The sequence below is a fragment of the Tractidigestivibacter sp. genome (assembly GCF_050946515.1).
Lineage (GTDB): Bacteria > Actinomycetota > Coriobacteriia > Coriobacteriales > Atopobiaceae > Tractidigestivibacter.
Map to the genome: position 1 here is coordinate 21,686 of NZ_JBMNUX010000015.1, position 12,501 is coordinate 34,186.

Here is a 12,501-nt window from a genome sequence, read left to right on the forward strand (position 1 = left end):
GAATCCCCTGCGCGAAACTTGTCATAAAGATGTTCGACGCCGCGGGACCTTGGCTACTCGTCGCTCTCGTCGTCGCCGCCAATCTCTTCCAGAACGCCAAGCGCGGCGGGCATGACCTCCTCTTGCTTGACGTGGAAGGGGTAGGCAACCTTGTGCGTCTTGGGGTAGACCAGAGCGCCATGCTCCTTGAGCTTGGACGCAGTAGCGCGCGACACGTCGAGACCCTGGTAGATGAGCCTCCCATTCGAAAGCGAGACGGACGTGCAGCCCAGGCGCTGGGCGCGGATGCGCACCCGGGCACGGTCAAAGAGGTTGCGGCCGGCAAGCGGCAGGGCCCCGTAGCGCTCCTCGAGGTCGTGCTGCACCTCGTCCACATCGGAAAGCTCGGTCGCTGCCGCAAGCTGCCGGTATGCGAGCACGCGACGGTCGACCTCAGGCAGGTACTCTTCGGCAAGGTAGAAGTCGGCCGGTAGGTTGATGGTGACCTCAGGCTGCTCGACCTCCTTGGTCTCGCCGCGGGCCTCGGCTACGGCCTCGCCAAGCATCTGCGTGAAGAGGTCGAAGCCCACGTTGGAGAGGTTGCCGTGCTGCTCGGCGCCCATCAGCGAGCCCGCGCCGCGAATCTCAAGGTCGCGCATGGCGATGCGCATGCCGCTGCCAAGGTCTTGGTATTCGTTGATGGCAGTCAGGCGGTCGGTTGCCTCGGGGGTCAGAGGCTGGTCGGCCGGGAACATGAAGTATGCATAGGCCTGGATGCGCCCGCGACCAACGCGCCCCTTCAGCTGGTAGAGCTGCGCCAAGCCTAGGCGCTGCGAGTCCTCGATGATCAGCGTGTTCGTGTGCGGGTTGTCGATGCCGCTCTCGATGATTGTGGTGGCCACGAGCACGTCTATCTCGTGCTCTTGGAAGGCGAGCATTACGTCCTCTACCTCGCGCGCGCTCATCTTCCCGTGCGCCACGCCCACGCGGGCCTCCGGCGCGGCCTCCATCACTCGAGCCACCGCGTCGTCGATTGTGGTCACGCGGTTGGAGACGTAATATACCTGCCCCTTGCGTGCGAGCTCCTGCCTGATGGCGGCGGACACCAGGTCGGGGTCCCACTCCCCCACGTGCACCTTCACCGGAAGGCGGCCCGGCGGCGGCGTCATGATCAGGCTCATGTCGCGCACCCCGGAGACGGCCATCTGCATCGTGCGCGGGATGGGCGTTGCGGAGAGCGTGAGCACGTCCACCTGCTCGCGCATGTTCTTGAGCTGCTCCTTGTGCTGCACGCCAAAGCGCTGCTCCTCGTCGATGATCACCAAGCCCAGGTCATGGGGGTTGACGTCGGCCGAGAGCAGACGGTGAGTGCCAATGAGCACGTTGACGCTGCCGTCAGCAAAGCCAGCGAGGGCCTTGCGCTGCTGAGCGGGCGTCACGAAGCGCGAGAGCACGGCAACGCGCAAATCAAAAGGCGAGAAGCGCTCAAAGAACGTCTCAAAGTGCTGCTCGGCGAGAATCGTGGTGGGGCAAAGCACCATGACCTGCTTGTTGTCCTGGCAGCACTTGAACGCCGCGCGCAGGGCAACCTCGGTCTTGCCGAAGCCCACGTCGCCGCAGAGCAGCCGGTCCATGGGCTTTCGGGACTCCATGTCGGCCTTGATGTCGGCGATGGCAGACTCCTGGTCGGCCGTCAGCTTGTAGGGGAAGCTCGCCTCCATCTCGAGCTGCGCAGGAGTGTCAGGAGAGAACGCAAATCCCGTCACTGAAGCGCGGCGCGTGTAGAGGTCCACGAGGTCGAATGCCAGCTTCTTTGCGGACCTCCGCGCCTTGCCCGTTGCCCTCGACCAATCCGCCGTGTTCAGGCGCGTGAGCCGCGGGGACGAGCCGTCCGGGCCAACGTAGCGCGTGATGCGGTCAACCTGCTCGAGCGGCACAAAGAGCTTGTCTCCCGCCGCATACTCGAGCAGAAAATAATCACGCTCGCGACCAGCCACCTCTTGGCGCACGATTTGCGAGAAGAGCGCGATGCCGTGCGTAGCATGAACTACGTAGTCCCCTGGCTTGAACGGAAACGTGACCGTCGTAGGGTCAACGCGACGGGCGCGCCGGCGCTGGCGGGCCGTACGCGGCGTCAGGTCGGAAATCGACAGTACGGCAAGACCGGCGGACGGGACCACGATGCCGGCTGGAACAGGCGCGTCGATAAAGGTCACGCTGCCGCGCGGGATGGGCTTGGGCTTTTCGTTGGCGTCAGGCGACGTCACAGGCACCGAGTTCTCTGCGGCTGAGCCCAAAGACTCCGAGAAGGGAATGTGCTCGTCGGTAAGACGCAGCTCAAGAGACTCGCGAGCAGAGCGGTCGGGCGCTGCGAAGACAACGCTGTCACCGTCGTTCACCAGCTGCCTGATTGCGCCGATAAGCTTAGAGTCGGCGCCGGCAATGTTGGGCTGGCGCACTTTGAGCTCGGCGTCGACGATGCCTCCGGCGCGAAGGATGGAGGAAAGCGTCAGGCGCTGCTGCTTGCCAAAGTCGAGCTCGCGCGGGCTCGAGAAGAGCCCATCCAGCCTCACATGGGCGCCGTTGGCCGACGCTTCTATCTCGTCATAGGCGCGCTGGCAGTCGTCAAAGAGGGCGCGCGGCTCGGCAAGGACAACCAGCGCATCCTTCGAGACGTGATCGACCAGGCTGCCCGTCGACCCATAGAGCGCAGGAAGGTAGCGCTCAAGCGTGGGGTCGGCAGAGCGGGCCTCAATCAGCTCGAGGTCCGCGGCCACCTTTGCGTTGTCATGCGCGCGATTTGCCAGCGCGCGCTCGGCATGGGCGACGGTCTCGTCTGTCAGCGCCATCTCGCGGCAGGGCACGACCTCGACGGAATCAAGCTCGCCGATGGTCTGGCCCGTGGAGGGAACCATGCGGCGCACGCGGTCGATCTCGTCGCCAAAGAACTCGATGCGCACCGGAGAGGTGGCCTGAGCTGGGAAGACGTCGACCGTGTCGCCATGCACGTGAAACATTCCGGGAGAGTCCACGTCTCCGGCGTCCCCGGCATCGGTGTATCCCATTCCCACGAGCAGAGCCGGGACGTCCGAGAAGGGCAGCTCGTCGCCAACAGAAAAGGTGCTCGATACGAAGTAGCCCGATCCGGCGGGCGGGACGCGGCGCAGGAGCGCGGGCGCGGAGGCTACCACCACGCACTTCTCGCCAGCCGAAAGACGAGCCGCAGCGCGGCAACGAGCGCCAATCACCGCGTCGTCAGGCGCCTTGTCAGACCAGGGATAGTCCTTACGCGCGGGATAGCGGCACACAACGTCTTGGCCGAGCCATGCCGCAAGGGCGCGAGAAGTACGGTCGGCGGCTTCCTCGCCAGACACGACAAGCAAGCAGGGGCGAGGGTCGCGTGCCCAGATTGCCGCCAGCACCAGCGGTCGCGCGCTTTGCCCAACGGCAAGCGACGCATCCTCCCCAGAATCGAGCTTGCGCAGCAGCGGAGCAAGCTCGGAGTCAGAGAGCAGCTTACGAGAGACGCGGTTGACGAACATGAAAGGCAGACTCCTTGATTGGGTAATCAGTCAGAGCGACCTTTGCCTGTCTACCAGGGCAGCCGGCAATGCTCGCTCCAGCGGTCAAGCTCGAGGCTAAAGGCGTCGTCGCCCCTTGCGAAGAACGAGGCGTGGCGACCTCTGATGTAGCCCTGCTCGCCAAACAGACGCGCGCGAGCATCGGCGTTGCACTCGCCCTCGTCGCACGAGGAAAGCCCGCGATGCACAAGGCATGCGCGGGGCGCAAGCGTCACGCTATAGCCCGCCTCGCGAGCACGGAGACAAAAGTCACTGTCGTTGTAGCCTACCGCAAGACGCTCGTCATAGCCCCCAAGCTTCTGAAATACCTCACGGCGTACAAGCTGGCAGACGCCCGTCACCATGTTGAAATCCGACGGAAGCGCCGCGCTCAACAGGTAGCCGGGTGCGGTCCCCATGATATTGCGGTTCAGAAGCATGTTGCGGCCAGAGCCGTCGGCGACAACGCCCGCATGCCGCACGAGCCCATCCTCGCCAAGCAGCTTTGCACCCACGATGGCCACCTCGGGACGGTTGAGCTGGCCCACCATCTCGCCAAGCCAGGCCGCATCGACGGCCCGCACGTCGTTATCCAAAAACAGCAAAAGCTCGCCTGTGGTTCGGGCGACCCCATAATTGATGCTGGCGGAATAGTTCAATGCTGGCTGGCCGCCTTGCGTCTCCCCTCCTTCTGGGGACCGTCCAATCACGCGCACACGAGAATCAGCGGAAAGGCGACGGCAGAGCTCGTGCGTAGCAGGCTCAGCGCTCCCGCAGTCGATAATCGCGATTTCAAAATTTTTATAGTCGGTATTTGCAAGCAGAGAGCGTACGCAGGCCTCAAGAGAATTGGCGTGATCGCGATTAGGAAGAATGATGCTCACGCGCGGTGCGGGATCCGGCAGCTCGTAGCGGATGAGGAAGCTGCGTGGGCGAGGACCATCCTCAACGCTTGCGCTCACGCCGCAACGGGCAAGATGCGCCTGAAGCGCGGCTCGGCACCCCTCGTGGATGCCGGACTCGTCGCCGCAGCGATGCGAGAGAACGTGCGGAGTCTGTGCAAAGCTCGCATGGCTCTCAAAAGCACGCAGCTCAAGATCGTAGAGCAGGGTGGAGAATGGCCAGCGCTCGCAGGAGGCATCGCTAAGCCAGCCCACGCGGGAAGGAAGACTGCGCGAAATGAGGACCGGGCTGCCAAGGTAGTCCATGGAGCGCAACTTGCCGAGGTTGGCAAAGGGCCGCATCTGAGGAGCGGAAAGATGCCCGTTCGACATGGCGTCCCCATCACAATAGGCAATATCGCAGCCCGTCTTTTGGGCCACCCGCGCCAAGCACCAGAGCGCGCTTGGCTCGAGCCTGTCTTTTGGGCTCACGAGAAGGACGTGGGTCGAGCTTTCGTCGAGCGCCGAAAGAGCGGCATTGACCAGCGTGGCAGCATCGCCCGTCACCATGAGGTGCCGCGCTCGCCTTCCTCCCGAAGATGTTGCCGCCGCGCAATCGTAGGCCGCCCCAACGACAAGCAGCTCGCGCACGGGATAGGACTGGGCAGAGATGGTCGCCGCCGCCTTGGCGGCCTCGTCGCTCTGGCCGGACCCCACCGGTAGCACGACCGACACGGGCAAGACTTCCTGAGGATGCGCCACGCACAGCGAGCGCTGGCGTTCAGCGTCTGCCCAGGTAAAGCGATGGCGGTCAAACCAGAGCTCGTAGCCATTGTCGTTCTCGGCATCGACCGTGCTGACCGCAAAGGAGCTCCGAAGCTTGGCTGCGGCATGGCCAAGGGCCATGACGCCGGCCGCGGCACTGGGGGCGATCGCCCTGCCAAGAGCGGTTGGGTCTGTGCGCGCCGGCGATTCCCCGCGATCAAGGTCTGCAGCAATAACGACGCTCTCCGCCTCTTCCGGGCGGACGCGAATCGAGAAGGTAACGTGACGCACGGGGATGCCGTCATCGTCTGCCCCAAGCGCGTCATCGAGCACGATAGGCACCCCAGGCTTTTGGCTGCCATCGCTTCCCAGCACGCGAAGCGCGGGCGTGCCTTCGAGCGAGTCGGCTGCGTCGAGGCTCCTATAGTCAACGCGCACGCGCCACACATCTGCGCCAGAAGCGGGGACGACCTGCGTGACCTCGATCGTCGTTCTCCCGCTAGCCATACGATCCTCGGCATGGCGCATGGCCAAGATAAGCGTGGGGTCCCTGCGCTCGTAGCGGTGCGTCTCGCGCCGAAGGTCTCGCTCGACAAGAGGAACGCGAATTTGGCTGTCCGCAGTAATCACGGCGACGCCGTCGACGTCAAAGTGTGGAACAGCTACGACCCACCCGGCAAGGGCATCCCGGTCGATTGACGAGACGAGCAGATCTTCGCGTCCTGAGCCGCCAGTAGAGCACACGATCGTGGGGATGGGCTTTCCGGAAGAGAGCTCGAGATGCGCGCGGAGCACGCCGGCCGATCGCGGGGCGCGAATCGCAACATAGTCGTATAGATCTCCCGAACAAGCACCCAACAGCTCCATGTACTCTCCCAGCCCAACTATCCCAAAGCCGCTCCAAGCCATCCCATTATCCACGAGAAAGACGGCCTTTGAAATGCGGCGGCTTTCCAAGAGGTTGGAGGTCGGCAGACCGAAGCCGACGCATGCCCGAGCCGCAGCGACGTGGCGCCACGCAGATTGGAAGAATCGCAATCGGGCCTAACATCGCGAAGGGGGCATCCCGACTCTCGGAGGTGCCCCCTTCAACCCGCAAGAAGTTTTTCTGAGCACGGCTGGCCGCTAAGCGCGGTTGGACTCCTGCGCGAGCCTGCGGAGGTAGCTCGTAGCGGCCTCGACGTCCTCTCGGCTTGCCTTCCACGTCCAATTGCCCTCGGCAACGCCCGGAACGTTCATGCGGGACTTGTCGTCCAGAAGCAACACGTCCTGCAGCGGCATAATCACTACGTCGTTTTTGACCGCGGCGACCCGCTGCTCAATTTCCTTTGCTAGGGTGCAGGCCTCGGCTTCGTTGCCGCCAGTAAAGCTCTTTTCGCACCAGCCGACGAGCGTCTGGGTATCGTGCGTACCGGTATAGCAGACGGCGTTCGAGACGGGCGTGTACTCGTTGCGAACGTCCTGGTCGGCAAACTGGACGACGCTCATGCTCGGAATGCCAGTCTGTGCGATCAGGGCGCGGACAGCCGGAGTAATGACGCCCAAATCCTCTGCAATCAGCGGCAGCGGCCCAAAGAGCTCGTATGCCTTCTCAAAGAGCTCGGAGCCCGGACCAAAGGCGTAGCTTCCCTCGGTTGCGCGCTTGCCCTCGTCAATCGTGAAGTACGACGAGAAGCCAATGAAGTGGTCAAGGCGCACGTAGTCATAAAGCTTGAAGGTGCGCTGAAGACGGCGCAGCCACCAGTCAAAGCCATCAGAGCGCAGCGCATCCCAGTTGTACGTTGGGTTGCCCCACAGCTGTCCCTCGGGAGAGAAGTTGTCTGCGGGAGCGCCCGCCTGGCGAGCTGCGCGACCGTTCTCGTCCAGCACAAAGATGTCAGGTTCGCTCCAGACGTCAGCGGAGTCTGAAGAGACAAACATCGGGATGTCGCCGATGATCTTGACGCCCTTTGAGTTTGCGTATTGGCGCAGCTCGTTCCACTCGCGCTGAAACTCGAACTGCAAGATGCGCGTCTCCTCGACGCCCGAGACAAGCTCGGGGTCAGACGCGAGCTCCGAAGTGTAGCTGCGGTAGCGAGCCGGCCACGACTGCCAGGGACCGTCCCCCAGCATCGACTTGATGGAGCAGAACGTCGCATATGGAGTCAGCCAATAATCATTGACCTCACAGAACTCAATGAACTCGGTGTTCTCCTCGATGCCCTGGAGCCTGTCCAGAACTTCCTCGGGGCTGTACTCAAGCAAGAGCGGGTTGCCAGCGAATGCAGCAAGACCGGCATAGGGGGAGCCAAATTCGTCAGTCGGATTTACCGGAAGCACCTGCCAATAGTGCTGACCGCACTTTGCCAACCAGTCTACGAAGCGCTTTGCCGGCGTTCCGAGCGTGCCGGGCTTCCCGTCATTGGGAACCGATGTGATGTGGCAGAGCACGCCCATGCCGCGCTCAAGAGGCTTCTGCAGGCGCTCATGCGCATGAAAGTGAAGCACAGAGGTCCCGAGCGGCCAAAGGAAGACCTCGGCGCGACCATGCTCAACCTTTGGCTCCGCACCCGAGACGACGTCGGAGACCTCTGCCCCCGTCACGGTTGGAACCTGGACGGTATGGGCGTCGGAGAGGCTGCCGTTCACAAGGACGCAAACGCTGTCGCCATCGCTACGACGCCAGAAGCCGAAGACGTCATCCCCCACAGAGAAAGGCTCAAACTCCCCGTCCGTCAGCACGGGCAGCGTTTTTCTAAGGGCGATTGCGTTGCGATAGATGGTGAAGCAGTCCTTGTCGCCGCCATCCCAGGGGAAAGCGCCACGGTTGTAGGGGTCACGGAAGCCCTCCATGCCCTGCTCGTCGCCGTAATAGACACACGGAACGCCTGGAAGCGTCATCTGCAGAAGCGCGATGGTCCACAGGCGGCTCTTGGCAAGGGAGCGCTGCCCCTCGTCCAGGCGATAGCGCTGAGCTTGGTCCCCGCTTAAGGTGCTAGGGTCGGGCGCTCCGCCCAGCATCGTGAACAGGCGCTCGCGGTCATGGCTGCCAAGCAGGTTGAGCTCAGAGTAGAACGCGTCACGAGGATAGTTCTCGCGAATCTGTTCAAGCCGCCGCGCGAGCTCGGGCGCTTTGATCTCGTTGCGCATGAAGGCGATCAGCGCAGTGCGCAGGGGATAGTTCATAGTCCCGTCGAGCTCGTCGCCTTCAAAGTACTGGCGGAGCTTGCCGTATGCAGTCTTGTTGCTTGCGTCTTCCCAAACCTCGCCCAGCAAAAGGCCGTCGGGACGCTCGTCGAGAACCGCCTTCTTGATGTCAGCGATGAAGCCGTCAGGAAGCTCGTCAGCCACGTCAAGGCGCCAGCCGGCCACTCCGCTTCTCATCCACGTTCGGACAACGCCGTCGTGTCCGCAGATGAACTCGTGATAAGAAGGATCGTCCTCATTGACGGCGGGCAGGTCTGGCACGCCCCACCAGCTCTCGTAGCTCCCGTCATCATGAATCGAGTACCAGGAGCGATACGGAGAGTCTGGGCTTTGCCAAGCTCCCGTATCGGAATAGGTCCCAAACTTGTTGAAGTAGCGCGAGTCGCACCCGGTGTGATTGAAAACGCCGTCCAGAATCACCGAGATACCCATCTCGGCGGCATCGACGCAGAGCCTCCTGAGGCTCTCGGTGTCGCCGAGCATGGGGTCGACCATCTGGTAGTCTCCGGTGTCATAGCGGTGATTGCTTGCGGCCTCGAAGATTGGGTTGAGATAGATGACCGTAATGCCAAGGTCCTTCAGGTACGGGAGCTTCTCTCGTATGCCTTCGAGCGTGCCGCCGTAGAAGTCCCAGCGCAGAATCTCGCCCTTGTCGTTGCGGACATAGGTGGGCGGGGTGTTCCAGTCATCAATGAGCATGCGCTCCGGACCTCCGCCGCGCGGCTTGGAAAGCGCCTTCTCCGAACGCTCCCTCCAGTCTTTGCCACGGGCAAAGCGATCGGGAAATACCTGGTAGACAATGCCGTTCCGATACCAGTTAGGCTTTACTTTACGCTGGCGATACACCGTGATTTGGAACGAGGGAGGGTCTCCGTAGGCAAAGGCGCCCTCGCCGGTTGTCCATCCCTGCTGCGCCCCATAGCGCCAGACGGCGCCATCGGAAGCCTCGATGTCAAAGCTGTACCACACGACTCCCGTCTCCTCGGGAGTAAAGGTCGTAGAGTAGTGCGTCACACCGTCTTCCTTGACGCCGCGCATATCAATCAGGCGCTCTCCGTGCGCGTCGGTCCATACGCGCAAAGTGCAGAAAACGACGTCGTCGTCCCACACGTCAATGCCAATGGTGACGGATTTTCCCAGCTCAATGGCACCGAACGGATCGCGATATGACTTCTCTGAGGTAACGTGTCTGGCCTTCACGAGGCGGGCCTCTTCTCTTATTAGGTTCACCGGCGACAAACGCTGCCAGCGGTAGGCGACAAATACTAAAGGTCAAGTGTAGCTGTTTTCTGTTGGCGACCTAACAACATATCCCCGCAAGGCTCCTGGGCGCATATAAATATGCAAAGGGTCCCACCCCGAAAGATTGAATCGGCACTAGCCACCTCTTATTGCCGCAACCATCCCACGTGACCCTTTTCCGGCGGGAGACCGCGCCTTTCCCAGGGAGCTCGCACCCCAAGAAAAAAGCGGCGCCGCCCGAGAATGGCGGCGCCGCTTGTGAGGACAAAACGCTAAGAGCTGATGGACTAATCGCGACGCTTGTTATAGCGGATGACCTCAGGATGAAGACCGTGATAGACGTCCATATACTGGTTGGCGGCCTTCTTCCAGCTGAAGTCAGTCCCCATGGCCTGAACTTGAAGGCTCTTCCACAGATCGGGATCGGTCCAGAAGATCTCGCAAGCGCCAAGCAGGGTATCGGCCATTTCGTCCGCGTTCATGTTAGAGAAGCGGAAGCCCGTACCCTCGCCCGTAAACTTGTTGTAGGGGATGACGGAGTCGCGCAGACCGCCGGTCTCACGAACCAGCGGAAGCGTGCCGTAACGCATGGCAATCATCTGAGACAGGCCGCACGGCTCGAACTCAGAGGGCATCAGCAGGATGTCGCCACCGGCATACATGCGATGCGAGAGATCGGAATCAAACATGATCTTCGCGCACATCATGTCGCCATAGCGAGAGTCGAAGTAGCGGAATGCCTCTTCCTGGTCGGCGTCGCCGGTGCCCAAAATGGCCACCTGAACGCCGCGCTTCATGATGCCGTCCATGGCATAGCGCACCAGGCCAAGACCCTTCTGGTTGGTCAGACGGCCAACCATCACCACGAGCGGGCGAGTGGGATCCTGGCGAAGCCCCAGCTCCTCCTGCAAGGCTCGCTTGCACTCAGCCTTATTGGAAAGGTCGTCAGAGGAGTAGTTCGCCACAATCAGCGCATCGGTCTTGGGGTTCCAGATGGTGGTGTCGATGCCGTTGAGGATGCCGGTGAGGTTGTTGGAGCGGCGGCGGAAAATTCCGTCGAGGCCCTCGCCGTAGTACGGCATCTGCAGCTCGTAGGCGTAGCTCGGGCTCACGGTGGTGAGGGCGTCCGCATAGCACAGGCCGCCCTTCATGAAGTTGATGGAGTTTCCATCGCCATGAAGCTGGTCGCGCGCGGCAGGAATGTCGGCAAGACCCAGGACGTCGGAGAGCATGTTGTCCCCGAACTGCCCCTGGAACTTGATGTTATGCACGGTCATGACCGTCTTGATGTCCGCGCACTGCGGAGCGCCGCGGTAGAACTCGTTCAGAAACACGGGGCACAGCGCGGTCTGCCAGTCGTTGCAATGCAAGACGTCGCACGCCAGCTCAGGGACTTTGACTATCGCTTCGAGGATTGCCTTCGAGAAGAACGCGAAGCGCTCTCCGTCATCGCCATAGCCATAGAGCCCGTCGCGCTTGAAGTACTGCTCGTTGTCGACGAAGTAGAAGTCCAGGCCCTGAAGCTCGAGCTTCTCGATGCCGCAGTAGACGTTGCGCCACGAGAGCGGAACGTAGAAGTCTGCGACATGCTTCATCTGGCTGCGGTACTGCTCGGGAATCGTACCGTACTTGGGCAGGATAACCGCAACCTTTGCCCCAGCATGCTTAAGCGCGCGCGGCAGCGAGCCGGCAACATCGCCAAGGCCGCCGGTCTTGGCAAAAGGCACAGCCTCGGAAGAGGCGAACAGTATACGCAGCTTTCTTCTGTGAGCGCTTTCTGGCATGTTGTTTCTCCTACTCGCCCTTGCCCTTGATGAGCACGTCCTCGGGGGTGCCCCTGAGCTCGGTACCAGCGGAGACCGTATTGTTCCTGTCCACAATCGCGTTCTCAACGCGAGCGCCGCTCTTGATCACGCAGTCCTGCATGATGATGGAGCCACGGATGGTCGCGCCGCTCTCGACGATGACGTTACGGCCAAGCACGGAGTCGGCAACGGAGCCGTAGATGCGGCAGCCGGCGGAGACCAGCGAGTTGGTGACGCGGGAGCCGCTCTCGTACTTGGCGGGCGAGGTGTCGTGGGCCTTGGTCTTGATGAAGCGGCCCTCGGGGAACAGCTCGTCGTTGATGCGCGGGTCGAGCAGGTCCATGTTGGAGCGGTAGTAGCTCTTCTTATTGAAGATCGGCATCGCGTAGCCGTTGAAGTTGTAGGACTGGACGTTAACGCGACCAAAGTCGGCACCCATGGCCTCGAAGATGTCGAGGTAGTCGGTGGCGGCGTACCAGTCGAACATGTCAAGCAGCAGCTGGCGGCTGATGACAAAGCAGTCGAGGAACATGGTGTCGCCAAACGAGGCGCCGTGGTGCATGCCCGTCACGCGGCCGTTATCCAGCTCGAAGCAGGAGACGTCCTCGTCGTTGTCAGAGGCCTGCTTGGTGAGCACCGTAATGTCAGCACCAGAAGCGACGTGCGCGTTTATCAGCGCGTTGAGGTCGATGTTGTAGACAAAGTTGGCAGTCGAGAAGACCACGTAGTTTGCGGTGCTTCTGGTGAAGTACGCCTTGTTGTGCACGAGGTCGCGCAGAAGGAAGCGCGCGCCCGTACGAGAGGTGCCGAAGGCGGAGCCGGGCAGGATGAACAGGCCGCCGTTCTTGCGGTCGAGGTCCCAGTCCTTGCCGGAGCCAACGTGGTCAATCAGCGAACGGTAGTTGTACGGCATGACCATGCCGACGGTGCGAATGCCCGCATTGACCATGTTGGAGAGCGCGAAGTCGACAAGGCGGTAACGACCGAGGTACGGCAGGGACGCAACCGGGCGATTCTCGACAAGCGGGCTCGGCGACTTGGCCGAATAGTTGCAGGTAATAAGGCCGATGACCTTCTCCATCG

General features: G+C 61.9%; 5 protein-coding genes. All 5 read right to left on the bottom strand.

The features are described from left to right. Positions 1 to 53 precede the first annotated feature (53 nt). The 5 genes from mfd to glgD all read right to left on the bottom strand — a co-directional run bounded on the left by mfd (position 54) and on the right by glgD (position 12,499). The gene (mfd, locus tag ACOYJL_RS08875) at positions 54 to 3,521 is read right to left on the bottom strand and encodes a transcription-repair coupling factor (RefSeq protein WP_433569869.1); all 3,468 of its coding nucleotides are present in this window, start codon (positions 3,519 to 3,521) and stop codon (positions 54 to 56) included. A gap of 50 nt (positions 3,522 to 3,571) precedes the next feature. Next, positions 3,572 to 6,052: a glycosyltransferase family 2 protein gene (locus ACOYJL_RS08880; RefSeq protein ID WP_433569870.1), complete on the bottom strand. Its 2,481-nt coding sequence runs from the start codon at positions 6,050 to 6,052 to the stop codon at positions 3,572 to 3,574. 258 nt (positions 6,053 to 6,310) lie between these two features. Further along, positions 6,311 to 9,571, bottom strand: a complete 3,261-nt coding sequence (locus tag ACOYJL_RS08885) for a 4-alpha-glucanotransferase (RefSeq protein ID WP_433569871.1) — start codon at positions 9,569 to 9,571, stop codon at positions 6,311 to 6,313. A 329-nt stretch (positions 9,572 to 9,900) separates the two neighbouring features. Next, positions 9,901 to 11,397, bottom strand: a complete 1,497-nt coding sequence (gene glgA, locus ACOYJL_RS08890) for a glycogen synthase GlgA (protein ID WP_433569872.1) — start codon at positions 11,395 to 11,397, stop codon at positions 9,901 to 9,903. 10 nt (positions 11,398 to 11,407) lie between these two features. Next, positions 11,408 to 12,499, bottom strand: a complete 1,092-nt coding sequence (glgD, locus tag ACOYJL_RS08895; protein WP_433569873.1) for a glucose-1-phosphate adenylyltransferase subunit GlgD — start codon at positions 12,497 to 12,499, stop codon at positions 11,408 to 11,410. Positions 12,500 to 12,501: the final 2 nt, after the last annotated feature.

Bases quoted from the DNA above. Each gene is read 5' to 3' on its own strand.
- ACOYJL_RS08880 (WP_433569870.1), bottom strand. From the start codon at position 6,052: ATGGAGCTGTTGGGTGCTTGTTCGGGAGATCTATACGACTATGTTGCG.
- mfd (WP_433569869.1), bottom strand. From the start codon at position 3,521: ATGTTCGTCAACCGCGTCTCTCGTAAGCTGCTCTCTGACTCCGAGCTT.
- glgA (WP_433569872.1), bottom strand. From the start codon at position 11,397: ATGCCAGAAAGCGCTCACAGAAGAAAGCTGCGTATACTGTTCGCCTCT.
- glgD (WP_433569873.1), bottom strand. From the start codon at position 12,499: ATGGAGAAGGTCATCGGCCTTATTACCTGCAACTATTCGGCCAAGTCG.